This is a genomic window from Streptomyces sp. NBC_01214, assembly GCF_026340975.1.
GTDB lineage: Bacteria > Actinomycetota > Actinomycetes > Streptomycetales > Streptomycetaceae > Streptomyces.
The window spans coordinates 275,385-301,110 of the sequence record NZ_JAPEOS010000003.1 but is presented as its reverse complement, the minus strand read 5'-3'; the positions used below and the strand labels follow the sequence as shown (position 1 = coordinate 301,110).

The 25,726-nt window shown below is 74.7% G+C and carries 15 protein-coding genes; 7 read left to right on the top strand and 8 right to left on the bottom strand.

All coding sequences use genetic code 11. The annotated features are described in order from the left end of the window. Window position 1 precedes the first annotated feature (1 nt). The 7 genes from OG594_RS37675 to OG594_RS37645 form a co-directional block, all read right to left on the bottom strand. Window positions 2-3,211 carry an amino acid adenylation domain-containing protein gene (locus OG594_RS37675; protein WP_266606901.1) on the bottom strand — a complete coding sequence of 1,070 codons (3,210 nt, stop codon included), beginning with the start codon at window positions 3,209-3,211 and terminating at the stop codon, window positions 2-4. Further along, window positions 3,208-5,028, bottom strand: a complete 1,821-nt coding sequence (locus OG594_RS37670) for a condensation domain-containing protein (protein WP_266606900.1) — start codon at window positions 5,026-5,028, stop codon at window positions 3,208-3,210. Before OG594_RS37670 ends, OG594_RS37675 begins: the two co-directional genes overlap by 4 nt. Further along, complete coding sequence (locus tag OG594_RS37665) at window positions 5,021-5,245, bottom strand: MbtH family protein (RefSeq protein ID WP_266606899.1); 225 nt, start codon at window positions 5,243-5,245, stop codon at window positions 5,021-5,023. The genes OG594_RS37670 and OG594_RS37665 overlap by 8 nt, the downstream gene beginning before the upstream one ends. A gap of 74 nt (window positions 5,246-5,319) precedes the next feature. Then, complete coding sequence (locus OG594_RS37660) at window positions 5,320-7,587, bottom strand: pyridoxal-phosphate dependent enzyme (RefSeq protein WP_266606898.1); 2,268 nt, start codon at window positions 7,585-7,587, stop codon at window positions 5,320-5,322. Between the two features lie 2 nt (window positions 7,588-7,589). Beyond that, entirely contained in the window at window positions 7,590-8,606 is a 1,017-nt protein-coding gene (locus OG594_RS37655) for a kinase (protein ID WP_266606897.1), read from the bottom strand. Further along, window positions 8,572-10,140, bottom strand: coding sequence for an argininosuccinate lyase (locus OG594_RS37650; protein ID WP_266606896.1), 1,569 nt, complete (start codon window positions 10,138-10,140; stop codon window positions 8,572-8,574). The genes OG594_RS37655 and OG594_RS37650 overlap by 35 nt, the downstream gene beginning before the upstream one ends. Window positions 10,141-10,247: 107 nt before the next feature. Then, window positions 10,248-17,591 (bottom strand): non-ribosomal peptide synthetase, encoded by a 7,344-nt coding sequence (locus OG594_RS37645; protein ID WP_266606895.1) that lies wholly within the window; start codon window positions 17,589-17,591, stop codon window positions 10,248-10,250. A gap of 244 nt (window positions 17,592-17,835) precedes the next feature. On the opposite strand from OG594_RS37645, the gene OG594_RS37640 reads away from it, so the two are divergent. After that, a complete protein-coding gene (locus tag OG594_RS37640; protein WP_266606894.1) occupies window positions 17,836-18,669 on the top strand; it encodes an alpha/beta fold hydrolase in 834 nt (277 codons plus the stop codon). A 120-nt stretch (window positions 18,670-18,789) separates the two neighbouring features. Next, complete coding sequence (locus OG594_RS37635) at window positions 18,790-19,362, top strand: TetR/AcrR family transcriptional regulator (protein ID WP_266606893.1); 573 nt, start codon at window positions 18,790-18,792, stop codon at window positions 19,360-19,362. 27 nt (window positions 19,363-19,389) lie between these two features. Here the strand turns inward: OG594_RS37635 and OG594_RS37630 are convergent, their stop codons facing one another. Further along, window positions 19,390-20,316, bottom strand: coding sequence for an MBL fold metallo-hydrolase (locus OG594_RS37630; protein ID WP_266606892.1), 927 nt, complete (start codon window positions 20,314-20,316; stop codon window positions 19,390-19,392). 151 nt (window positions 20,317-20,467) lie between these two features. On the opposite strand from OG594_RS37630, the gene OG594_RS37625 reads away from it, so the two are divergent. From OG594_RS37625 to OG594_RS37605, 5 genes are all read left to right on the top strand, one after another. Further along, window positions 20,468-20,677: a hypothetical protein gene (locus tag OG594_RS37625; protein ID WP_266606891.1), complete on the top strand. Its 210-nt coding sequence runs from the start codon at window positions 20,468-20,470 to the stop codon at window positions 20,675-20,677. Then, window positions 20,664-22,070, top strand: coding sequence for an amidase (locus OG594_RS37620; RefSeq protein ID WP_266606890.1), 1,407 nt, complete (start codon window positions 20,664-20,666; stop codon window positions 22,068-22,070). Before OG594_RS37625 ends, OG594_RS37620 begins: the two co-directional genes overlap by 14 nt. Window positions 22,071-22,204: 134 nt before the next feature. Further along, complete coding sequence (locus OG594_RS37615; RefSeq protein WP_266606889.1) at window positions 22,205-23,479, top strand: pyroglutamyl peptidase; 1,275 nt, start codon at window positions 22,205-22,207, stop codon at window positions 23,477-23,479. Between the two features lie 200 nt (window positions 23,480-23,679). Continuing rightward, window positions 23,680-24,789, top strand: a complete 1,110-nt coding sequence (locus tag OG594_RS37610; RefSeq protein ID WP_266606888.1) for a mechanosensitive ion channel family protein — start codon at window positions 23,680-23,682, stop codon at window positions 24,787-24,789. A 181-nt stretch (window positions 24,790-24,970) separates the two neighbouring features. Continuing rightward, window positions 24,971-25,726 (top strand): DUF4118 domain-containing protein, encoded by a 756-nt coding sequence (locus tag OG594_RS37605; protein WP_266606887.1) that lies wholly within the window; start codon window positions 24,971-24,973, stop codon window positions 25,724-25,726.

Sequence of the window (25,726 nt, the reverse complement as noted above, 5' to 3'; positions counted from 1 at the left end):
GTCAGGCGGTCTGGGTGCGGCGGGCCCGGCGGACGATCGGCGGGTCCTCGGCGCCGGCGCCGGCGGCCACGGCGGCGGGCAGGGCCGCGGCCAGTTCGGCGACGGTGGGGCCGGTGAAGAACTGGCGGATGCCGACGGCCGCTCCGAACCGCGCCGTGACCTCGGCAAGCAGCTGGGTGGCGAGCAGGGAGTGCCCGCCGAGGTCGAAGAAGCTGTCGTGGACGCCGATCCGCGGCAGGCCGAGGACCTGTTCCCAGATCGCGCACAGGGTGCGCTCGTCGTCGGTGAGCGGTTCCTGATGGGCCCCTGCGGTGCCGGCCGTGGCCGGGTCCGGCGCGGGCAGGGCGGTCAGGTCGGTCTTGCCGTTGGCCGTCACGGGGAAGGCGTCCAGCAGGGTGAGGGTGGCGGGCACCATGTAGTCGGGGAGCCGGGCGCGCAGGTGTTCGCGCAGCTCCCGCGGATCGGGTGCGGGGGTTCCCTCGGCGGGGACCGCGTAGCCCGCGAGCGCGGGTCCGGCGGCCGTGTCCACGACGGTGACGGCGGCCTGGCCCACCGCCGGGTGGGCGGCCAGGGCGTGCTCGATCTCGCCGGGTTCGATGCGCAGTCCGCGGATCTTGACCTGCCGGTCGGCGCGGCCGAGGTACTCGACCTGGCCGTCGGTGTTCCAGCGGGCCAGGTCTCCGGTGCGGTACATGCGGGCGCCCGGGGGGCCGTACGGGCAGGCGACGAAGCGTTCGGCGGTCAGCGCCGCCCGGCCGAGGTAGCCCTGGGCGAGTCCGGCTCCCGCGATGTACAGCTCTCCGACGACGCCGGGCGCCACGAGGCCGAGCCGCTCGTCCAGGACGTGGAGCTGCGTGCCGTCGAGCGGGCGGCCGATCGGGACCTGCCCGCCCGGGGCCTCCTGGCCCGGGCCGATGGCGAAGGTCGCGGCGAAGGTGGTGGTCTCGGTGGGGCCGTAGGCGTTGGTGACGGTGGTGCGCGGGCAGGCCTCGCGGACCCGGCGGACCATGGACGGCGAGGCGGCCTCGCCCCCGGTCATCACCTCGTGCAGCGTGCCGAGTGCGGGCAGGCAGCGGTCGGCGAGGACGTTGAAGAGGGTGGCGGTGAGGAAGGTTCCGGTGACCTTCTCCTCGGTCATCAGCCGGGCCAGTGCGTCGACGTCGAGCTCGCCGGGCGGCGCGACGACGACCAGGCCGCCGTTCAGGAGCGGCACCCACATCTCGTAGGTGGAGGCGTCGAAGGCGTGCGGGGAGCGGAACAGGACCCGCTCGTGCGCGCCGCCGCGCCAGCGCCCGTCGGTGGCGAGGGCGACGACCTCGCGGTGGGAGACGGCCACGCCCTTGGGGGTGCCCGTGGAGCCGGAGGTGTACATCAGGTAGGCGAGCGCGTCGGGATGCCCGGGGGCCCCGGCCGGCGCGGCGTCCGCGGCGGCGCCGGCGGGGGTCCCGTCCGGGCGCAGCACGTGGCGCGGACCCGCCGGTACGGGCTCCCCGTCCGGGAGGTCGGTGACGAGGACGGCGGCTGCCGCCGCGGTGATCACGGCCTCGGTACGGGCGCGCGGGGCCCGCGCGTCCAGCGGCAGGTAGGCGGCGCCCGCCTTGAGGATGCCGAGGCAGGCGGCGACGAGGTCGGCCGAGCGGTCCATCAGTACGGCGACGGCCTCGCCCGGGCGGACGCCGAGGGTGCGCAGCCGCCCGGCGATCCGGTCGGCCCGGGCGCCCAGTTCGGCGTACGTGGTCTCCCGGCCGGCGCAGAGCACGGCGGCGCGGCCGGGGTGGGCGGCGGCCCGCTCCTCGAAGGCCCCGTGGACGGTGCGGGCGTCGGTGGCGACGCCCGCGCCCTGCCAGTGCTCCAGGAGGTCGGCGCGCTCCCCGGGCAGCAGGACGTCGAGTGCGGAGAGCGGGACCCCGGGTGCGCGGACGACGGCGCCGATGAGGTGGACGAGCCGGTCCAGCAGGCGCCGCGCCGTCGTCCCGTCGAACAGGTCGCTCGCGTACTCCAGGCCGAGGGCCAGGCCCCGGGGTTCTCCGGTGGCCGGGTCGTGGAGCTCCTCGACCTCCAGGGTGAGGTCGAACTTGGCGGTGTCGGTGCGTACCGCCTCGACCTGCACGGCCAGCCCCGCGAAGGCGGGTACCTGCGGCTCGGTGCGCTGGGCGGAGACCGCAACCTGGAAAAGCGGGTGACGGGCGGGCGAGCGGGCCGGGTTGAGGCGTTCGACGAGCGATTCGAAGGGCAGTTCCTGGTGGGCGTACGTCTCCAGGGCGGCGGACCGCACCCGGCCCAGCACCTCCGTGAAGTCGGGGTCGCCCGAGGTGTCGGCGCGCACGATCAGGGTGTTGACGAAGAGGCCCACGAGGTCGGTGAGGGCTTCGTCGTCACGGCCGTCGACGGGGCAGCCGAGCGGCAGGTCGGTGCCGGCGCCGAGTCGGGTGAGCAGGACCGCGAAGGCCGCCTGGACGGCCATGAACGGCGTGGCGCGGCAGCCCCGGGCCAGCGCGGCCAGCCCTGCGTGGACGGCGGCGTCGGTCCGCGCCTCCACCAGTGCGCCCCGGTGGCCGGCCACGGCCGGGCGCGGCCGGTCTGCGGGCAGGGCCAGTTCCTCGGGCAGGCCGTCCAGGGCGGCCGCCCAGTGGGTGAGCAGCCGGGCGTGCAGGGAGGCGGGGTCCTGGGCCGGGCCGAGGAGTTCGCGCTGCCACAGGGCGTAGTCCGGGTACTGGACGGGCAGTTCGGGCCACTCGGGCGGGCGGCCGGAGCACCGGGCGGTGTAGGCGGCGGCGAGGTCGCGGACGAGGACGTTCACGGAGTGGCCGTCGCCCGCGATGTGGTGCAGGACCAGGAGCAGGTAGTGGTCCTCGTCCCCGTCGGTGAACAGGTCGGCGCGCAGCGGCGGTTCGGTGGCGAGATCGAAGGGCCGGGACGAGGCCTCCGCGGCCCGCCCGGCGCGTTCGGCGGGCGGGCAGTCGGTGACGGTGAGCACCGGGGTCGCGTCCGCGGGGTCCAGGACCCGCTGGTGGGGGCGGCCCGCCGCGTCGGGGAAGACGGTGCGCAGGGCCTCGTGGCGGGCGCTCACGTCCGCGAGCGCGGCGCGCAGGGCGGGGCGGTCGAGGGCGCCGCGCAGCCGCAGCCCGACGGGGATGTGGTAGAGCGCGCCGTCGGCGCCGTCCCGGGCGTGGAACCACAACCGCTGCTGGGCGTGGGACAGAGGGATCACAGCAGGGCTCCGAGCTGGGATTCGAAGGTGTCGAGGTCGGCCTGGCTGACCTGGGCGAGGGATACGTCGGAGGGGGTCAGCCCGCCGGCTCCCGGGCGGGCGGCGTGGGTGACGACGGCGCGCAGCATGGTGAACCACTCCTGCGCGAGGCCGTGGACCCAGCTCCCCGGGAAGGCGTTGCCCGCCCAGGTCCAGGTGGCGCTGAGGGTGAGGCCGTCCGGGCCCTCGTGGGCGGCCGCGTTGACCTCCACGGCGTGGGCCATCGGCAGGCCTTCGTCGGCGTCGTCGAGGGCGAAGGCGTGCCCGGGCGCGGCGTCCCAGGGGGCGTCGCCGCCCATCGGGAACCGGCCGAGGTAGTTGAAGCCGATCTGGGGGATGCCGCGCGCGGCGAGGTCCGGCCCGGTACGGGAGTTGAGGTGGCGCAGCAGCCCGAAGCCGATGCCCTTGTCCGGTACGGCGCGCAGTTCCTCCTTGACCAGGCGCAGGGCGGCGCCGACCGCGGGTCCGCCGGCGCGGGCCTCGTCGAGGTCGGGTCGGCCGAGGGCGAGGCGGACGGGGAACACGGTGGTGAACCAACCGACGGTGCGGGACAGGTCCGTGCCGTCGGCGACGTCCTCCCGGCCGTGGCCCTCGACGTCGACGAGGACGGCTCCCTCCTCGTCCATCCCGTCCGCCCCGTCCGCCCCGTCGGCGCTGCGCCGGCCGAGCACGGCGAGGGCCAGGGCGGTCAGCAGGACGTCGTTGACGGTGCCGTTGACGAGTCCGGGCGCGGTGGTGAGCAGGGGGCCCGTCACGTCGGGCCCGAGGGTCAGGGTGAGGGTGTTGTCCGGGCTCTCGGGGTCGAGGCCGCCGGCCGGGCGGACCCCGGCGAGGGCCTGCGGGGCCTCGCGCAGGGCGGCGGCCCAGCGGTCGGCTTCGGCGGTCCGGCGGCCGGAAGTGGCCTCCGCGCGCAGCAGGTCGGCCCAGTGCGCGAAAGGGGTGTGCGCCGGTTCGAGGACGGGCTCGCGGCCCTCGGTGAGGGCCGCCGCGCAGGTCCGCAGGTCGTCCTGGAGGATCCGCCACGAGACGCCGTCGACCACGAGGTGGTGGACGACGAGCGCGAGGCGTCCCTGCTGTCCGGCCCCCCGGTCGAGGAGCACAGCGCGCAGCATGTGGCCGGCGCGGGGCGAGAGCAGCCGACGGGCCGCGCGCATCCGCTCCCGGGTCAGGGCGGGGAGTTCCCCGTCGCCCGTCCCGCGGGCGTCCACGTGCTCCAGCAGGTCCGCCGCGGTGACGGAGCCCGCGGGCGGTACGAACGGCTCGACGCCGCGGGCCCCGATCCCGTCCGGCAGCCGCAGGCGGAGCATCTCGTGGGTGTCGAGGAGGGCCTGGACGGTGCGTGCGGCGGCGGCCGCTCCGAAGCCCGGCGGGGTGCGCACGACGAGCGACTGGTTGTACGTGTCGACGGGACCGCCGAGTTCGGCGAGCCACCCCATGATCGGCGTGGGGGTCAGCGGGCCGAGCCGGCGCGGGGGCACGGCGGGGCCGGCGCTCTCCCCCGCCCGGCCGTGGGCACGGGCGGTGGCGGCGAGCGCGCTCACGCTCTCGGCGCGGAGCACGTCGCGGGTGCTGACGACGAGGCCGGCCGCGCGGGCGCGGCTGACGACCTGGATCGCCTGGATGCTGTCCCCGCCGAGCCCGGTGAAGCTGTGGCCCGCCTCGACCCCGGCACGGCCGAGGACCTCGGCGAAGAGGGTGCACAGGGTCCGTACGGGGTCGACGTCGGTGTCGGTGTCGGTGTCGACCGACTGCCCGGTGGGGTGGACGGGCTCAGCCACGGGGCGCGTTCCCGGCGAGGGCGGCCACCAGGGAGGCGGGGCGCATGTCGGTCCAGACCCGCTCGACGTGGTCCAGGCAGGCCTGCCGGCCGTCGGGGCCGTGCACCACGCTCCAGCCGGCCGGGACCGGGTTGGTGGCGGGCCACAGGGAGTGCTGGAGCTCGTCGTTGCGGACCACGACGTAGGTGGCGTTGTCGTTCTCGAAGGGGTTACTCATGGCGGTTCGCCTTTCGGTTCGGGTGCGGCCGTACGGTCGTACGGCCACTTTTCGGAACGGAGGGTGACGGTGCATCAGGAACGGGACGCGGCCTCGATGTCGAGGCGGAGCAGGGCCCGCGCCGCGTCGAGGGCGGCGTGCACGCCCGCGGGCTCCGGGTGGCGGGCGATCACGTGCCCGAGGCGGTCGGAGGCGCTGCGGGGCTTGCGTACGGGCGTGCCGGGGGCGGCGGTGACCAGCACCGACTCGACCCCCTCGACGGCGGCGGCCTCCCGGGTGCCGTGGGCGGCCGTGAAGGTGCCGTCGGCGTCGGCGAGGAGGAACTGGATCCCGGCGTGGCCGGCCCCCTCGGCCTTGAGGTGCGGGGGCAGGCCGAGGGCGGCGCGGAGCTGTTCCCCGAGGAGGTCCACCCCGGTGGCCAGTCGGATCAGTTCGGGGATCATGCCGCCGGCCGGGCGCGGGTTGATCTCGATGAGGGCGGGCCCGTCGGCGGTCAGTTTGACCTCGGTGTGGGTGGCTCCCAGTCGGATCCCGGCCGCGTCCAGGGCCGCCGTCACCGTCTCGGTGATCTGCTGGGCGGTGGCGGCGGGCAGCGGGGCGGGGAACAGGTGGCGGTGCTCGACGAAGTGCGGGGTGGCCGTCACGGACTTGGCGGTGATGCCGACGCACACGGCCTGGCCCTCCCCGCTGAACATCTCGACGCTGTACTCCGGCGCGTCCAGGTACTCCTCGACGAGGACGGTCCGGGCGGTGGGCATGCCCCGGACGTTGGTGTCGATCGCGAGGATCTTCTCGATCTGGGCGCGGACCTCCGCCTCGTCGGCGCAGAGCAGGACGTTGGTGGAGCCCGAGTCGTCGGCCGGCTTGACCACGCAGGGCAGTCCGGTGCGGGCGACGGCCTCCGCCGCCCCGGCCGGCTCGTGCACGAGGGCGTACCGGGGCTGGCGGACGCCCGCGGCCCGCAGCCTCTCGCGCAGGGCGGACTTGTCGCGGCAGACGGTCACGGCGTCGGGCGGGTTGCCGGGCAGGCCGAGCCACTGGGCGATCCGGGCGGCGGCCGGTACGTAGAAGTCGCTGGTGGTGGTGACGCCCGCGATCTCCTCGCGGCGGAACCTCTCCTGTACGGCGGCGCGCAGGGCGGCGTCGGAGTTGGTGTCGCAGCGGACCACCTCGGCGCCGGTGTCCGCGAGTCCCCGGTAGCGGTCGGGGTCGCCGGTCAGCAGGACGGGTACGGTGCCCAGTTCGCGCGCCCGGTCCAGGGCCAGCATGCCGGTGCCGGTGGTGTTGGACTCCACGAACAGCAGGTGCCGCCGGATCCCGGCGGGCGGGCTGTAGGCGAGGGTGGACCAGGTGCGGGCGGTCCCCTCGGGGTCGAGGGCGGCCGGCGCGGTGGCTGTGGGCACCTCGCGCAGCCGGTGGGCGTCCCAGTGCGCGTCGTTGTAGACGGTGTCGGCGTAACGGTCGCCGCGGTCGGGCAGGATGCCGACGATCCGGCTCCCGGGCTCGGCGCGGTCGGCGAGGCCGGTGAGGACCCGGTAGACGGAGCCCGAGGTGTTGCCGCCGAAGACCTGCTGCTCGCGGGCGAGGTCCCAGGTCGCGGCGAAGGCCTCGTGGTCGTTGAGCCAGTGCACCTCGTCGACGAGGGTGCGGTCCAGGTTCTTGGGCAGCAGGCTGTTGCCCAACCCGCTCTGCAGCCGCTGCGGTACGTCGGGCTGGCCGAAGAGGGCGCTGCCCACGCAGTCGACGCCCACGACGTGCAGGGCGGGGAGGCTCTCGCGCAGCGCCCGTGCGGTGCCGCACAGGGAGCCGCCGCTGCCGACGGCCCCGACCAGGGTGTCGAACCGGCCCAGATCAGCGAGGAGTTCAGCGGCGAGGGTGCGGTAGGCGCCGGGGTTGTCGGGGTTGGTGTACTGCTGCGGCCAGAAGGCGCCCGGCAGTTCGTCGAGCAGTTCCGCGAGCCGCTCCAGTCGGGCGCTCTGCCAGCCGTGGCTGGTCATGGCCTCGACCACGTGCACCCGGCAGCCCAGGGCGCGGAGTTTGGCGAGGGTGACGGGGTCGATGCGCGGGTCGGTGACGATGTGGACCTCGTGGCCCAGGGAGCGGCCGACGAGGGCGACGCCGAGGGCCATGGTCCCCGAGGAGCTCTCGATGACGGGGGCGCCCGGCTTCAGGGTGCCCAGTCGCCGGGCCTCCAGGAGGATGTTGCGGGCGACGCGGTCCTTCATGGCGAAGAGGTTCTGCAGTTCCAGCTTGGCGTAGACCTCCACGCCGCGGGCCTCGCCGAGGCGCAGCCGGACCAGCGGGGTCGCGCCGATCGCGTCCGTCACGGTATCGAACAGCATGGTCAGATCTCCAGCTCGGTGGGGTGGGCGGGCGCGGCCGTCGGGCTCCAGCTGTCGTCGGCTCCGAGGGAGCGGTGTACGGACACCTCTCCGCCGAGGGCGGCGCAGCCGGCCCGGACGTGCTCGGTCTTGCCCGCGAGGGCCGGGTCGTTCGCCTCCAGGAGGACGCCGAGCATGGTGCCGCTGTGGGCGAGCACCAGGCCCAGGCCGTCGACCTCGCGGCACAGGGCGTGCAGTTCGGCGAATCCGGCGCGCCGGCGGCGGCGGGCGTTCATCTCGGCGCTGCGGGTGGCGACGGCGCCGACCTCCTGGAGGTCGCCGCGGGCCACGGCGTCGGTGAGCCGGTCCAGCAGGAGCGCGTACTCCTCCCGGTCGGCGGCGTCGATGGCGCGGGCGCCCCGGTTGTGCGCGACGGTGTCCACCTGGCCGCCCTCGTCGTGGGCGACGACGGTGAGCGGGGGCAGCACGCCGAGGCGGCGGCCGAGGCGCACCTCCCGGTGGTGGAAGGCGACGATCTCGTCGTACATGACCCCGTCGGCCGGTTCGATGCCGCGCAGGAAGTCCTCCGTCTCGGCCGGGGTGAACTCGCGTCCGTGGGCGGCCCCGACGGCCCGTACGGTGGCGACGAGGTCGGCGGAGGAGCTGGCGAGGCCCTTGCCCTCGGGCAGGTCCCCGGCCACCTCCAGGAGGCCGCCGTCCGCCGTGCCGAGGGCGGCCAGGACGGCCTCGGCGACACGACGGGACTTGGCCTTGTGGGCCGGCCGCACCTGGACGCCCGGCCGGCCGGGGCTGGGGTGGAAACGGGCGGTGGCCCAGCGGGCGAGGGGGAAGGTGACCAGGAAGTCCCCCTGCGGGTGGGGCAGGGCGCCCTGGAGCAGTTCGCCGAAGGTGCCGAAGGCGCTGCCGGAGCCGGATCCGAGGACGGAGGCCGATGCGAGGGCGGAGGCGGATCCGAGGGCGGAGGCGGACGTCCCTCCGGCGGCGTCAGTGGGCGTGCTGTACGCGGGCGCGGGTGCCATCGCCGTCCTCCTCGTGGTTCTCGTCGCCGGTCGGCCCGTACAGGGCGCGGTCGCCTTCCTCGGCGCCCGCGCGGACCGCGGCGGCGCGCAGTTCCCAGTCGGCGCCGAGCCGTTCGTACGTCTCCTGCTGGGTGCGCAGTACCGCGCGCACGGCGTCGGGGCGGGCCGAACCGGCGGAAACCGTGCGCTCCAGGCCCCGGTCGACGTCGAAGGCCTCGGCGAGGAGCCGGGCGGGGTCGGCGAGGGTGATGCCGTGTCCGGCGGCCGCCTCGACCAGCAGGGCGGGTTCGCCCGGAGCGGGGGCGGCGCCCGCCGCCGCGGCGAGCACGACGTACTTCCCGGCGACGACCTGGGCGGTGCGCCAGGACACCCCTTCGGTGAGGCAGAGGGCGTTGGCGAGGCTGAAGCCGCCGAGGAACTCGCGCTCGCACACCTGGCGCATGCGGTCGGCGCGGAAGGTCAGCCGGCGCAGCACCTCGGTGAGGAGGCGGACGGTGCCGTGGGCCGAGTCGAAGGCGTTCAGCAGGTGGGTGCCGGCCTCCTTGGACACCTCGACGAGGTTGCAGAAGGGGGTGTTGCGCTGGCCCAGGAGCACGTCGAAGTGGAAGGCGGTCAGGTGGGCGGTGCGCCCGCGGATGCGTTCCAGGACGGGGTAGTTCTTCTTCTGCGGCATGGCGGAGGAGATGCCGGACAGCTCGTCGGGCAGTTCGATGAAGCCGTACTCGCTGCCGCCCCACGTCAGCAGGTCGGTGGTGAAGCGGCTCAGGGCGGTGCCCAGCAGGCTGAGTTCCGCGGTCAGTTCGGCGCTCCAGCGGCGCGAGGCCACGGCGGTCAGGGCGTGGGGCTGCGGCCGGGAGAAGCCGAGCAGCCGGGCCATCCGGTCGCGGTCCCAGGGCAGTTCCTGCCCCGCCATGGCGCCGGCGCCCAGCGGGCAGGCGTCGATGCCGTCGTAGGCGTTCAGCAGCCGGGCGTGGGTGTGCAGCAGGTGCTCGGAGAGCGCGGCGAAGTGGAAGCCGGGGGTGATGATCTGGGCGGCCTGGAAGTGGGTGTACCCCGGCATGGGCAGGTCGCAGGTCTCCTGTGCCAGCCGCTGGACGACGGCGGCGAGTTCGAGGAGGGCTGCGGCGAAGCGGGTGAGCTGGTCGCGGCCGTACATCACCTGGGCGCAGGCCTGCAGGTCGTTGCGGCTGCGGTCGGCGTGCCAGCGCACGACCGGGGCGGGCAGGCCCGCCTCGACGTGCCGTTCGAGGGCGAAGGCGATGTCCGACATGTTGGCGCCGGGCTGCGCGCTGAGGGTGTCGGGCCCGACGGCGTCCAGCAGGGCGGCGATCCGGTGGGCCTCCTCGGCGGTGATCAGGTCCATGCGGACGTACTCGGCGGCCAGGGTCTTCTCGATGGCGACGTAGTGGCGCAGCAGGTGGCGGGACTCGAATGCGAACTGCGGGGCGAGCACTTCGTCGTGCAGGAGTTCGGCGGGACCGCCGCTGATCCGGCCGCTCAGAGCGGGGGCGCGCCCCGGGGTGTCACTCGTCACGTGGTGTGTTCCGTTCCTGTTCTGGTGCGGGGGCGCGTCGGCGCATGCCTCGTCGACGCGCGGCGCGGGAAGGGGGTACGGGTGCCCCGGGCGGGCCGGGGTCCCGTTCAGCGGTGGTCGGCCGCGGCGAGGGCGGTGCGCAGGAGGGCGGCGACCCGGGTGCTGTGCGGCGGCCGCATCAGCCCGTAGTGGTCGGTGGCGACGTCGTGGCGGGTGAAGCCGGCCCCGGCCCGCCGGGCCCATCGGTCGGCGGCCCGTTCCCTGGCCCCGGTCCCGCTCTGGAGGAACAGGACGGGACAGGGGGCGGCCGGGGGCTCGTACGCGGCGGCGGCGCGGATCCCGGTCCGGAACACCGCGTAGTGCCGGGCGAGGTCCTGCGGGTCCAGTCCGGGGGCGAAGCCGTCGCGTTCCACCTGTTCGGCGAGGACGGTGAGCCGGGCCGTGGTGTCGGCGACGCTCCGCAGGGCGCTCCGCAGGGCGGACGCGCTCTCGTCGGAGGGGTCGAAGCCGGCGGAGCGGGCGAGGTCCTCGTGGAACCACTCCAGCAGCTCGTTCTCGTCGTCGGGGACGTGGCCGGGCTCCGGGTAGCCGGTGTCCAGCAGTGCGAGGGTCGCCACCTCCTGCCCGGCGGCCCGCAGCTGGACCGCCATCTCGTGGGCGAGGAGCCCGCCGAAGGACCAGCCGGCCAGGTGGTAGGGGCCGGAGGGGCGGATCCGGCGCAGGGCCTCCAGGTGGGCGGCGGCCAGCGCCTGGACCGTGGCGTCGGGGTCCGCCGCGGGGTCGGTCAGCCCGGGCGCCGTCAGCCCGAACACCGGTCGTTCGGTGCCCAGTTCGGCGGCCAGGGTGCGGTAGCAGAAGACGTTCCCGCCGATCGGGTGGACGAGGAAGAGCGGGTCGAGGGTGCCTTCGGGCTGGAGGCGGACCACCGGGTCCGGGGCCACGGCGACGCGGCGGCCCCGCAGCAGCGCGGCCTGCCGGGCGACGGTCGGGTGCTCCAGGACGGCCGAGACGCCGAGGCGTTCGCCGAAGGCCTGGTTGATCCGGCCGATCAGGCGCAGGGCGTCGATGGAGTGCCCGCCGGACTCGAAGAAGTCGTCGTGGACGCCGACCGTGCCGGCGTCCAGCAGCCGCTCCCAGATCTCGGCGAGACGGGATTCGAGGGCGTCGCGGGGCGGGGTCGGCTCGACGCCGCCGCGCAGGTCGGCGGGGTCCGGGTCGGGCAGGGCGGCGCGGTCCAGTTTGCCGTTGGCGGTCAGCGGGAGGGCGTCCAGTCGCACCCATCCGGAGGGGACCATGTACTCGGGGAGCCGCTCCCGGGCGTGGGCGGCGAGTGCGCCCGGGTCGGGGGCGGGTGCGGCGTCCGGGCCGGCCGCGTCGGGGACGAAGTAGCCGACGAGGCGTTCGCCGCGGGGCAGGACCGCGCAGTCGCGCACACCGGGGTGTTCGGCGAGGACGGCTTCGATCTCCCCCGGCTCGACGCGGAAGCCGCGGATCTTGAGCTGGTGGTCGGTGCGGCCCGCGTACTCCAGGGCTCCGTCGGGGCGGTGCCGGGCCAGGTCGCCGGTCCGGTAGAGGCGGCGGGTGACGCCGTCGGGGCCGGTGTGCTCGATGAAGCGCTCGGCCGTCAGTTCGGGGCGTCCGTGGTAGCCGTCGGCGAGGCCGATGCCTTCGAGGAAGAGTTCCCCGGTGACGCCGAGGGGGACCTCGGCGAGGCGGCGGTCCAGGACGTGGGTGCGCATGTTGGCGATGGGCCGGCCGATGGGCACGGTGTCGCCGCCGTCCGGCCGGCACTGCCAGTACGTGACGTCGACGGCCGCCTCGGTCGGTCCGTAGAGGTTGTGCAGTTCGACTCCGGGCAGCCGCTCGAAGAACCTGCGCTGGACCTCGTACGGCAGGGCCTCGCCGCTGCACACCACGCGGGTGAGCCCGGCCGCGCCGGTCACGGCCGCGGGGTCGTCGAGGAAGACGCTCAGCATCGACGGGACGAAGTGCACCGTGGTGGCGCCCTCGTCGTGGATCAGGCCGGCGAGGTAGCCGGGGTCGCGCTGCCCGCCGGGGCGGGCGAGGACCAGGGTGGCGCCGGTCAGCAGGGGCCAGAACAGCTCCCACACGGAGACGTCGAAGGTGTACGGCGTCTTGTGCAGCACCCGCTCCCCCGGGACCAGCCCGTACTCGTCCTGCATCCACAGCAGCCGGTTGGCGATGGCGCGGTGGGAGACCACGACGCCCTTGGGCTTTCCGGTCGAGCCCGAGGTGAAGATCATGTACGCCGGGTCGGACGGCTCGGGCGCCCCGGCGGGACCCGCGGTGCCGGTCGCGGCCGCGTCCGGCCGGACGACGGTGACCCCGGAGCCCTCCAGCCGCTCCGCCCACGCGCCCTCGGTGACCACCAGGCCGATGCCGGACTCGGCGAGCAGGGACCGCACGCGCGGCGCCGGGTGCTCGGGGTCCAGCGGGACGTAGGCGGCGCCCGACTTCAGGACGGCGAGCAGGACGACGGGCAGGGCGAGGGAGCGTTCGAGCAGCAGGCCGACGAAGGTGCCGGGGCCCGCGCCCCGCTCCCGCAGGGCCGCGCACAGCCGCTCCGCCTCGGTGTCGAGGGCCCGGTAGGTCAGCTCGGCGCCCTCGAAGCGCACGGCGGGGGCGTCCGGGGTCCGGTCGCGCTGCGCGTCGATCAGCCGGGTCAGGACGTGCGGCTGCGGGTAGTCGACGACGGTCCGGTTCCACTCGGCGTAGCGGCGGTGTTCGGCCTCCGGCAGCAGGTCGGCGGCCGTGCAGTCGCGGTCGGGGGTCTCGGCCAGGTCGCACAGGGCGGCGGTGTAGGAGGCGTGCGCGCTCTCCATCTGGGCCTCGGAGAACTGGGCGGCGTCGAAGCGCAGTCCCAGTTCGAGCAGGGAGCCGTCGGGGCTGCGGGAGAACTCCGCGCCGAAGGCGAAGTCGGTGCCGGCCTCGCCGGTCTCCTCCAGCACGGTGAACGCGCCGTCGGCGGCCCCGTCCTGCTCCACGTGGAAGTGGGTGTAGTTGAAGAAGGTCTCGAAGAGCGGGCCGCCGCCGGACAGGCGCTGGATCTCGGCGAGCGGGAAGCGGCGGTGCGCGTGCAGCTCCGCCTCCAGCTCGGCGACGTGTGCGACGAGGCCGCGCCAGCTGAGACTGGTGACGTCGGCGCTCAGCGGCAGGGTGTTCAGGAAGACGCCGACGACCTTGTCGCCGTCGGTCTCCTCGGCCCGGCCGTTGTGGACCACTCCGGTGGTGACCGCGTCGCCGCCGCCCAACAGGGCCATGGCCCGCAGGTGGGCGGCGAGCAGGACCGTGCGCAGCGGCACGCCGCACTCGGCGGCCAGGGCGGTCAGCCGGGCGTGTAGCCCCTGCGGGAGCGGCGCGAGGTACCAGGACATCGTGGCGGGTCCGCCGGTCGCCGCCGGGCGGGGCAGCCGGGTCGCGGGGGCGTCGGTGGCCTTGCCGGTCCAAAAGGCGCGCTGTCCGGCGTCGGCCAGCGCGGCCCGTTCCAGGGCGACGAAGGTGGCGAACCGGGAGCGGGGGCCCACGTCCGGGGAGGGACCCGCCGCAGGGGTCCGGGCGGCGAGGGCCTCGGTGTAGCAGGAGGCCAGTTCGGTCAGGAGCGAGCGTTCGCTCCAGCCGTCGAGGACGGCGTGGTGCTCGGCGACGAACAGCTGGAGCCGGGTGTCGGAGAGCCGCTGGACGTGGAAGCGGATCAGCGGGGGCCGGTCCCAGGCGAACGGCCTGTCGCGCTCGGCGGCGTAGCGGGCGGCGACGGCGGTCCGCTGTGCCTCGGGGTCGAGGCCGTACAGGTCCTCGAAGGTGATCTCCGGGCGGGCGCCGCGGTGGACGAGCTGGAGGGGCTCGCCGAACCCGTGCGGGTCGAAGGAGGTGCGCAGCATCTCGTGCCGGGCCGCGAGGACCTCGACGGTGGTGCGCCAGGCGTCCTCGGAGTAGGGCGCCTCGACCAGGTAGGAGGCCACGTTGTGGTAGACGCGTCCGCCGGCCGACGGCAGGTCGCTGTGGTAGAGCATGCCGGCCTGGAGCCGGGTCATCGGGTAGGCGTCCTCCAGCCCTTCGGGCAGGGCGGCGCGGTCCTCGGGGGTGAGCAGGGCGAACGGCTCGTACGGGGCCCCGGCGCCGGCCGCGGCCTCCCGCCGGGTCACGACGGGGGCCAGCGCGCGGGCCGTCTGACGGCGCATGAGGTCGGCGACGGTGAGGTCGAGGCCGCGTTCCCGGATCCGGGCGAGGACCTGGAGGGAGCGGATGGAATCCCCGCCGAGGGCGAACCAGTTGTCCAGGGCGCCGACCCGTTCGTGCCCGAGGACCTGGGCGAAGACCTCGGTGAGCGCGGTCTCGACCGGCCCGCGGGGCGCCTCGTAGGCGGCGGTGGGGGTCCGGGGCACCGAGCCGGGGGCGGGCAGGCGGCGCCGGTCGGTCTTGCCGTTGGCGGTCAGCGGGAAGGCGGGCAGGGTGACGAACGCGCCGGGGATCATGTAGCCGGGAAGCCGCTGCGCCAGGTGGGTGCGCATCTCCTCCACGGTGGGGCCCGCGCCGTCCTCGGCCCCGGTCACGGCCAGGTAGCCGACGAGGACGTCGGTCCCCGCGGGATCCGGTGCGACGAGTGCGACCGCGGCGTCGACGAGGGGGTGGGCGGCCAGGGCCGCCTCGACCTCGCCGAGCTCTATCCGGAAGCCGCGCAGTTTGACCTGGTGGTCGATGCGGCCGAGGTACTCCAGGTCCCCGTCGGGCAGGACGCGCGCCAGGTCGCCGGTGCGGTACAGCCGCTCGCCCTCCGCGAGCCCGGCCGGCCCGTCGGCGCCGCGGTCGGCGCCACCGTCTGCGCCGTGGTCGGCGAGGCCGGCGGGGAAGCGCTCGGCGGTGAGTTCGGGCCGGCGCAGGTAGCCGCGGGCCAGGCCGGCCCCGGCAACGTACAGCTCCCCCACGGCGCCGCGCGGGACGGTCCGGCCGCGCGCGTCGAGCAGGTGCAGGCGCAGGTCGGGGATGGGCACGCCGATGACGCTGCCGCGGCCCTCCTCGGCGTCGCGGGCGGTCAGCGGCCGGTAGGTGACGTGCACGGTCGTCTCGGTGATGCCGTACATGTTGACCAGGCGGGGTGCGGTGTCGCCGTGCCGGGCGAACCACCCGGCGAGGGCGGCGACGTCGAGGGCTTCCCCGCCGAAGACGACGTGGCGCAGGGCGAGCCCGGGGGCGTCCGGACCGGCCGTGCGCTGGTGCTCCTCGTCGGCACGGGCCAACTGGTAGAAGGCGGAGGGGGTCTGGTTGAGGACGGTGACCCGCTCTGCGCGCAGCAGCCGGTGGAACTCCTCGGGCGAGCGGCTGGTTCCGTACGGCACCACGACGAGGCGGCCGCCGTGGGCGAGGGCGCCCCACAGCTCCCAGACGGAGAAGTCGAAGGCGATGGAGTGGAAGAGGGTCCACACGTCCTCGGAGCCGAAGCCGAACCAGTGGTCGGTGGCGGAGAACAGTCGGGTGATGTTGGCGTGGGGCACGAGGGTGCCCTTGGGCAGGCCGGTGGAGCCGGAGGTGTAGATGACGTAGGCGAGGTGCTCGGGGGTGACGCCGCTCTCGGGGGCGGTGTCCGGTTCGGCGGCCAGGAGCGGGGCGTCGGCCTGGAGGTCGACGGCGTGCAGGCCGGGGGCGTCCCACAGGGCACGGGTGGCGGTGGTGCCGACGACGTGCTCCAGGCGGGCGTCCTGGACGATGTGGCGCAGCCGCTCGGGCGGGTTGTCGGGGTCGAGCGGCAGGTAGGCGCCGCCGGCCTTGAGGATGCCGAGCAGAGCGACGACGAGGTCGGCGGAGCGGGGCAGGCACAGTCCGACGAGGGTGTCGGGGCCCACGCCGAGGGCGCGCAGCCGGTGCGCGAGCCGGTTGGCTCGGGTGTCGAGCTCGCGGTAGGTGAGGGACGTGCCCTCGTGCACGAGGGCGACCGCCTCGGGGGTGCGGGCGGCGTGCCCGGCGAAGACCTCGTGGATGCAAGCCGGCTCGCCCGGAGCCTGTCGGAGGGCGGCGCGGGGCGGGAGCGGCGAGCCGATGCCGGCCCGCTCGTCGGCCGACAGCATCGGCAGCCGGCTGAGCGGCAGTTCGGGGCTCGCGGTGGCGGCGTCGAGGAGGCGGGCGAAGTGCCGGCCGAACTGCCGGGCGGTGGCGGCCTCGAACAGGTCGGCCCGGTACTCCAGCCGGCAGCTCAGCGCGCCGCCGGTGCGTACGACGTCGAAGGTCAGGTCGAACTTGGCGGTTCCGGCCGGTCCTTCGAGCAGCGTGACCTTCGGGCCGGGCAGGCCCTCGGTCATGCCGTCCTCGTCGTGCAGGCCGAACATGACCCGGAAGGGGGGCGCGTCCTCGCCGGTGCGTCCGGGGGCGATCCGGTCGACGACGCGTTCGAAGGGCAGGTCCTGGTGGTCCTGGGCGTCGAGCACGGTGTCCCGTACGCGCTCCAGGTGGACCCGGAAGGCGGGGTCGTCGGACAGGTCCGCGCGGATCACCAGCGTGTTGACGAACAGGCCGACGGTGTCCTGGAACTCCTTGCGGCCCCGGCCCGCCACCGGCGTTCCGACGAGCACGTCGTCGGTGCCCGTGTAGCGGCCCAGCACGATCTGGAAGGCCGCCAGCATCAGCGTGTAGGGGGTGCTGTGGGTGTCCCGGCACAGGCGCTCCATCCGGGCGAGCACCGGGGCGGGCACCTCGAAGGAGTGCAGCGCCGCCGCGCCGCGGTCCGCCCCGGCCCCGGGCCGGCCGTCCCGGGGCAGCGGCGCGTCGGGCAGTTCGCCGCCCAACTGCTGCTCCCAGTAGGCGAGCTGGCGCTGGGCGGCGGCTCCCCCGAGCCATTCCTCCTGCCACTCGGAGAAGTCGGCGTACTGGTACTCGGGGGCTTCGAGGGCCTCGGTCGGGGCCGCGGCCGGCTGCGGAGGCTCGGCAGCGTCGGGGGCGTCGCCGTACCGGGCGTACGTGCCGAGGAGCTCGCGGGCGAGGATCCCGACGGACCAGCCGTCGGCGACGATGTGGTGCAGGGCGAGCGCGAGGACGGCGCCCTCGGGGGTGTGCAGCAGGGCCACCCGGAAGAGCGGTCCGGACTCCAGGTCGAAGGGCCGGTGGTGTTCGGCGGCCATCCACTCCTCGACGTCCCGGGGTCCGTGCGCCGCGGCGGAGGACCAGGCGAGCACGGCCTCGGTGTCGATGTGCTGCCACAGCTCGCCGTCCCGCAGGACGAACCGGGTGCGCAGCGCCTCGTGCCGGTCGATCAGGCCCTGGGCGCACGTGCGGAGCGCGGCCTCGTCCACCGGCCCTTCGAGACCGTAGAAGACGGGCATGTGGTAGGTCGGCCTGCCCTCCTCCACCTGCTGGAGGAAGTACATCCGCTGCTGCGCTCCCGACGCGCGGAACGCGCTGAACGACGGCTCCGCAGGGCGTTCGGTCGGATCGTGACTGGCCAAGACAACTCCCTCGGCGCCGCACCGGTGGCTGGTACGCGGCGCATGCTCCGCTTGCTTGCCCGCTCAGCCTAGGAACGGCAGCGATTCGGGTGAAGTCGCCTGTTTCCGGTCCCCGATTCACGTGACCGCAGCTGTGGACGACCTGCGCACGTACCGGTGGAAGGCCGTGTTCTGACGCCGTTCGGGGCTCCTGGGGCGGGACACTGCTGCCGCGGACCGAACCGAGATCGCCACAGGAGGCACCATGCCCTTCATCACCGTCGGCCAGGAGAACACCACCGACATCGACCTGTACTACGAGGACCACGGCAGCGGGCAGCCCGTCCTCCTCATCCACGGCTATCCGCTGGACGGACACTCCTGGGAGAAGCAGCTGCCCGCCCTGCTGGACGCCGGCCACCGCGTCATCACCTACGACCGGCGCGGCTTCGGGCAGTCCTCCCAGCCCACCACCGGCTACGACTACGACACCTTCACCGACGACCTCCACACGCTGATGGAGACCCTCGACCTCACCGACACGATCCTCGTCGGCTTCTCGATGGGCACCGGCGAGGTCGGCCGCTACCTCGGCACCCGCGGTTCCGGACGCGTGGCCAAGGCCGCCTTCCTCGCCGGCCTGGAGCCCTACCTGCTCAAGACCGACGACAACCCCACCGGCGTCGACGGCAGCGTCTTCGAGGACATCCTCGCCGCCGTCACGAAGGACCGCTACGCCTACTTCACCGACTTCTACCAGGCCTTCTACAACCTCGACGAGAACCTCGGCACGCGCATCAGCGAGGAGACCGTCCGGGCGAGCTGGGCCACCGCCGCCGGCGCCTCCGCGTACGCCTCCCGCGCCGCCGTCCCCACCTGGACCACCGACTTCCGGGCCGACATCCCCAAGATCGACGTTCCCACCCTGATCCTCCACGGCACCGCGGACCGCATCCTCCCGATCGAGGCCACCGCGGAACCCTTCCACAAGGCCCTCCCGCACGCCGACTACGTCGCCGTCGAGGGCGCCCCGCACGGCCTCCTGTGGACCCACGCCGAAGAGGTCAACAGCGCCCTCCTCGCCTTCATCGGGAAGTAGCGCCCGGCACGGCCGTCCGCCCCGCCCCGGGCTCCGCGCACTCCGTGGCCGCCGCCGCGGAGCCCGGGGTGGCGGCCCACGGCCGAGCATGATGCAAGAAATTTGCTTTAAGCTGGCCGCATGAGCCGAAAAGCGATGGTCCGCCCGGGAGGCCGCAGCGCGCGGGTCCAGGAGGCGGTCCACACCGCCGTGCGCGAGCTCCAGGCCGAACTGGGGCGTCCGGAGCTGACGATCCCGATGGTCGCGGCGCGGGCCGGCGTCACCCCGTCGACGGTCTACCGCCGCTGGGGCGACCTACAGGAACTGCTCTCGGACGTCGCCGTCGAGCACCTGCGCCCCGACGCTCCGCCGGAGGACCACGGAGACCTGCTGGCGGACCTGCGGGGCTGGGCCGAGCAGTTCCAGGAGGAGATGGCCTCGCCCACGGGCCGCGCGTACATCCGTGACGCGCTGCTCGGGGACCCCGACGGCGACAACGCGGGGCAGTGTTCGGCCTACGCTGCGGAGCAGATCGCCATCGTGCTCGCCCGCGCCGCGGAGCGCGGCGAGGAGGCCCCGGACGTCGATACGGTGCTCGACCGGGTCGTGGCGCCGATGATGTACCGCATCCTGTTCCGCCCCACCGGGCTCACCGGTGCGTACGCGCACCGGCTCGCGGAAGAGGCCGTACGGGGCTCCGGCGCACCCCGCTGACCGGCCCGGCACGCACGCCCGCGCGGGTCAGCTGCGCGCCGGTGCGGCGGCGACGGGTTCGAGCCGGTAGCCGTCCCCCTCGGCGACCACGCGACCGGCGGTCGGCGCGGGGAAGTGCGTACCGAGCACCAGGGCTCCGGTGTCGGCGAGGCGCGCGAGCAGCGCGCGGCGGGTGACCTCGGCCTGCACGGGGTCGATGTCGACGCAGCTGCCGATCTCCGGGCGGGCCAGCTGCACGGGGTGGTGGACGGCGTCCCCGGTGACCAGGGCCGTCGCGCCCGCGCTGCTCACCTCGACGGCGATCTGCCCGGGGGTGTGCCCCGGCGCGGGCAGCAGGCGCAGCCCGCGGGCCACCTCGATCCCCCCGGCCGGTACGTCGACCAGGTCGAGCAGCCCCGCCTCCTCGACGGGCACGACGGAGTCGCGGAACATAGCGCGCCGCGCCTCGTCCATGTCGTAGGCGGCCCAGAACGCGTACTCCGCCCTCGACGTCAGGTAGCGGGCGCCCGGGAAGGTCGGTACCCATGCGCCGTCCACCTCGCGGGTGTTCCATCCCACGTGGTCGGTGTGCAGATGGGTGAGGATCACCAGGTCGACGTTCTCGGGGGTGAATCCGATGTCCGCGAGGCGTGCGAGGTAGTCGGTACGGAGCTGGTGCCACGCCGGGTTGGCCCTGGTCTTGCCGTTGCCGATCCCGGTGTCGACGAGGACCCGCAGACCGTCCACGACCAGCGCGAAGCTGTGGCTGTCGAGGTGCAGGACGCCGTCCGGGCCGGCGAAGTCGGGCCGCAGCCAGTCGTGTTCGGCGACCACGTCCGGGGTGGCGGCCGGCAGCAGCCACGGTCCGGTCGCGGGCGGCAGGGGCACCTCGTCGACGCGGTGGACCGCGATCTCCCCGACGGACCAGTGGGCGGCTCCGGACGGGTCCCGTTCGGTGAACTGTGCGGTGCGCATGCGCGTGTTCCTTCGTCCATGGAGGGCCGACCGACAACAAAAGCGATTCATTCGCTTTAAGCGACCGTAGGCCCTACCCTGAGCTAACGCAAGCCGTTAGCTTTAAGGCAGCGGTGATCGTTCCGTCGTTCCCCTCGAAGGAAGGCAGCACATGTCCGCCCCGGACCTCACTCCTCCCGAAGCCGCCCGCTGGGCCGCACGGTCAGGGCTTCCACTGGCGAAGGACCGCCATGCGGAAGTGGCGGCCACGGCCGACCACATCCACGCCGTCGTATCGCTCCTGCGGGAACTGGACTTCGGCGAGACACCGCCCTCCGCGACGTACCGTGCGGGAGGGGAGCAGCACGATGGAGCCGTATGAGCTGACCGTGGCCGAAGCGGCCGAGGCCGTGCGCAGCCGACGGGTCTCGCCGGTCGAACTGGTGGAGTCGGCGCTGGCGCGCATCGCACGGGTCGAGCCGCACCTGAACGCCTTCACCGCCGTGACGGCCGACCGTGCGCGCGACGCGGCCCGCCGGGCGGAGACCGAGATCGCCCGTGGCACGCGCCGGGGGCCCCTCCACGGGATGCCCGTCGGCCTGAAGGACCTCATCGACGTGGCGGGGACGGCGACCACGGCGAGCTCCCGGGCGCGGACGGGGCACCGGGCGGACGCCGACAGCACCGTCGCGGCGCGGCTCGCCTCGGCCGGAGCGGCCCTGGTGGGCAAGACCCACACGCACGAGTTCGCCTACGGCCTGACCACCCCTCAGACGGCCAACGCCTGGGATCCGGACCGGGTGGCCGGCGGGTCCAGCGGCGGTTCCGCCGTCGCCGTCGCGGCAGGGGCGGCCGCCTTCGCCCTGGGCACCGACACCGGTGGATCGATCCGGGTGCCCGCCGCCCTGAACGGGGTCGTCGGGCTGAAACCGACGTACGGGCTGGTGCCGCGCCACGGCGTGACCTCGCTGTCCTGGTCGCTCGACCACGTGGGCCCCCTCACCCGCACCGTGGAGGACGCCGGGCTGGTCCTGGCCGCCCTGGTCGGACACGACCCGCGCGACCCGGCGTCCGTCGCGGCTCCGGCCGAAGACCACCGGCCGGGACGAGGCACGGATCCGGCGGATCTGACGGGGCTACGGGTCGGAGTGCCGGGCAACTACTACTTCGACCGGGTGGACCCGGAGGTCGAGGCCGCCGTCCGGCGGGCGATCGGACGGCTCGAGGAGCTCGGCGCCCGGCTCGTCGACGTCGAGATCCCGATGACGCGCTACGTCCGCGCGGCCCATTGGGGCCTGATGGTGCCCGAGGCCTCCGCCTACCACGAGCGGACCCTGCGGGCGGTGCCCGACCTGTACGGGGCCGACGTGCGGGTCCTCCTGGAGGCGGGCGAGCTCATGACCGCGGGCGACTACCTGCGGGCCCAGCGCGCCCGCACGCTCATGGGGCGGGCCTGGCGGGGCATGCTGGAGGCGGTCGACCTGATCGCCGCGCCGACCGTGCCGATCACCGCCGTCGAGTCCGGCCGGACCGAGGTGACCTGGGGCGACGGCAGCGTGGAAAGCGTCGCCGACGCGTACGTACGGCTGTCGGCCCCGGCCAACCTCACCGGCGTTCCCGCGCTGAGCGTGCCCGTGGGCCTGGACTCGGCGGGCCTGCCGATCGGCATGCAGCTCATGGGGAGGCCCTTCGGAGAAGCCGCGGTGCTGCGCGCGGGACACGCCTTCGAGAAGACCGGCACCGCGCGCGGTCTGGCCCCGGAGCGGGCGGCGTAGCGGGACGGCCGAGGGTGCGCGGGAGCATCGTCGGGCGGTGAACCGGCCGTGACGGAGGCGGAGTTGAGCCAGTCCCGGCCGCTGCGGCCGGTACGTCTGGTGGGGGTGGGGGCCGCTATGTAATGTCACATCGCATGATGCTCTTACGGCGTGCGGCGTCGGCCGCTGCCCTTCTCGCCACCGTCCTTCCCCTGGCCGTCGCCTCGCCCGCGCACGCGGCCGACGGCGCCTCCGCGTGCCGCGCCTCCGCGTCCGTACCGCTGGACGCCGAACAGGCGCGGCTCTCGGACGCCCGCACCACGGCCCTCGTGGAGCGCGGCGGGTTGGGGGACTTCGTGCGGCGGTTCCCCGCCGCGCTGTGCGCGACCCGCGGCCCCGCCGAGGCCGACCGGCTGGTCACCGACTGGGGCGAGGCCCTGTGGCAGGCCTCCGTACGGCGGGCCCAGGGGCAGCGGCCCGGCGGAGACCTCGCCGCCGGGGACGACCGGCCGCTGTACTGGGCACGGCTCGGCATGACCGCCGCGCTCGCCCGCTGGCAGCCGGAGTTCACCGCCGACCGGGCCGCGCTCCGCGCCCGTTTCGAGGACGCCTGCCGGGGCCTGACGAACAACGCCTTCCGCACCGCGCCGGGCGTACGGCGCGTCTTCATCAGCGGGTTCGACCCCTTCGGGCTCGACGCCGAGATGCGCCGCGCCAACCCGTCGGGATCGGCCGCCCTCCAGCTCAACGGACGGCGCGTGACCCTCGCCGACGGCAGCCCCGCCGAGATCCGCGCCGTCGTCCTCCCCGTGCGGTACGCCGACTTCGACGCCGGCATCGTGGAGCGGGCGTTCGCCCCGCGCATGGCCGGCGGCCCCGCCTCCGCCGACGTCATCACCACCGTCAGCCAGGGCTACCCCGGCATCTTCACCCTGGAGGACTGGGCGGGCCGGGCGCGGTCCGCCGACCCGTACCCCGACAACGTGCGCGCCCTGTCCGGGGGCACCCGCGAGCACCCGGTGACCGCCCCCGGCCTCGGCCCGGGCCCGGAGTTCATCCGCACCACGCTCCCCGCGGGCGCCGTCACCGGCGCCGTGCAGAGCCCGTACCCGGTCCTCCTCAACAGCGACGTGACCGAAATCCCGGCGGGCGGCACCGCTCCCGTCGACCGGACCGACGGCCCGACCCCCGGCTCGCGGGCCGTGGCGGGCGGCGGGGGCGGCTACCTGTCCAACGAAGTGGCCTACCGCTCCAACCGGCTGCGCGCCGAACTCGCCCCGCACCTGCCCGGGGGCCATCTCCACACCCCGGTGCTCACCGGCCTGCCGGCCGACCCCCAGCAGCTGACCGGCCCCGAGTTCGAACGCAACGAGAGCGCGATCGCCGCAGAAGTCCGCGCGGTCCTCGAACACGCCGCCGCGCGGCGGTAGCGGCAGCCCCGCCTGCGGTGCGTCCTGCTGCCATGGGGCAGGATGGCAGCCCGTTCCGGATGCGCACACGCGCCCGAACGCGGCTTCACGCACGACAAACTGACAGGTGACAAGGTGACGACACACCCACGCCCCATACGACGGCCGGCAGCGCCCGTCGCCACTCCCCCGGGCCGGCGCGGCGCACCGGAGGGGGTCCGTTGAACCGGGATCTCGTCCTGCACGACTGGCTGGTCGCCGGGATCGCACTGGCGGCGGGCGCCGCGGCCGGGCTGCTGCTGCGCACCCTCCTGCGCTGGCTGGGCCGGCACGCCGAGCGGACCCGGTGGCAGGGGGACGACATCATCGTCGACGCGCTGCGCACCATCGCGCCCGGGGCCGCGCTGATCGCGGGCGCGGCCGTGGCCGCCACGACGCTACCGCTCACCGCGCGCGTCTCGGGGTTCGTGAACCAGTCGCTGACCGCGCTGCTCATCCTCATCGCCACGCTCAGCGCGGCGCGGGTCGTCGCGGGCCTCGTCCAGTCCGTGGCGGCATCGCGCACGGGGGTGGCCGCGTCGGCGTCCATCTTCGTCAACATCACGCGGATCGTGGTCCTCGTGATGGGCGTGCTCGTCGCCCTGGAGACCCTCGGCGTGTCCATCGCGCCGCTGGTCACCGCCCTCGGAGTGGGTGGTCTGGCGGTGGCCCTGGCCCTCCAGGACACCCTCGCCAACCTCTTCGCCGGCGTGCACATCCTCGCCTCGAAGACCGTGCAGCCCGGTGACTACATCCGGCTCACCAGCGGCGAGGAGGGCTACGTCGTCGACATCAACTGGCGCAACACCGTGGTCCGCAACCTGTCGAACAACCTGGTCATCATCCCCAACGGGCGCCTCGCGCGGACCAACATGACCAACTTCACCCAGCCGGAAGCGCAGTTCTCGATCCTGGTCCAGGTGGGCGTGGGCTACGAGAGCGATCTGGAGCACGTCGAGCGGGTCACCCTCGACGTGGTCGGCACGGTGATGGCGCACGTGGACGGCGCGGACCCCGCGCACGAGGGGGCCGTCCGCTTCCACACGTTCGCGGACTCCCGGATCAACTTCACGGTGATCCTGGGCGTCGGCGAGTTCAGCGACCAGTACCGGATCAAGCACGAGTTCATCAAGCGCCTGCACGAGCGGTTCCGGACCGAGGGCATCTCGATCCCCGCTCCGACGCGTACGGTCGAGCTCCACCGGGACGAACCGCGTGCGCCGTTGTCACCGCACGCACCGGTCCCGCACCAGCGCGAGTCGTCGGCGCTGCTCCCGGACGGCGGCCGGTAGGCCCGCACCGCCGTACCCCCGCGTCGGCGTCAGCCCACGGGCCCCGGGGCCCGTGGGCAAAATCCGGGTGCGGTACGTCAAGACCTCGCCAGGGCAGGTGACTGCGCCCCTCGCCGTGGGCAGGCTGCCATCGGACATCTGGCTCTGGTTGAGATCGTCACCTCCGGACGAGAGGCATCACATGCCCGGGTACCGACTCCACGACCGTGCCGCGCTGTTCGGGGCCCTGGTGGTACCCCTCCTCGTGGCGCTCGCGCTCGTCCCCTTGCGCACCTGGCTCTCCCCGACGAACGAGGCCCTGGTCCTGGTCGTCGCCGTGGTCGCGATCGCCGCCTCGGGCACCCGGGCCGCCGCGGCCGTGGCCGCGCTCTCCGCGGCCGCCTGGTTCGGCCTGCTCCTCCTCGCCCGGCCCTACGAGCACGTCGCCCTCGCCGACCGGGACGAGATCCAAACGGCCGTCCTCCTGCTGGCCGTCGGGCTGATGGTCGCGCAACTGGCCGTACGCGCCCGCAGGCTGGAGGCGGTCGCGGTCACCGGTGCCGCACACCTGTCCAGCCTCCAGGGCACGGCCCGGCTGACCGAGCGGGGCGGCTCGCCGGAGGTGGTGGTCGAATACGTCCGCCAGGAGCTCATCGGCCTGCTGGGGCTGCGCGGTTGCCGCTTCGAGTACGGGACCCTGATCGGGCACCGACCGCGGTTGGAGCACGACGGCGGCCTGTGGCTGCGCCGCGGCGGCCGGGTCACCGGGTACGCCGACTGGCCGGACGGCGAGACCGAGCTGCGGGTCGTCGGCGGCGGGCACTACTACGGCCGCTTCCTCCTCACCCCCTTTCCCGGCCACCGCCTGCCGCCCGAGGACGCCCGCGCGGTGGCGCTCGCCCTGGCCGCGCTGGCGGGCGCCGCACTGGACACGGCCGGCGTGTCCCACCGCGGCTGA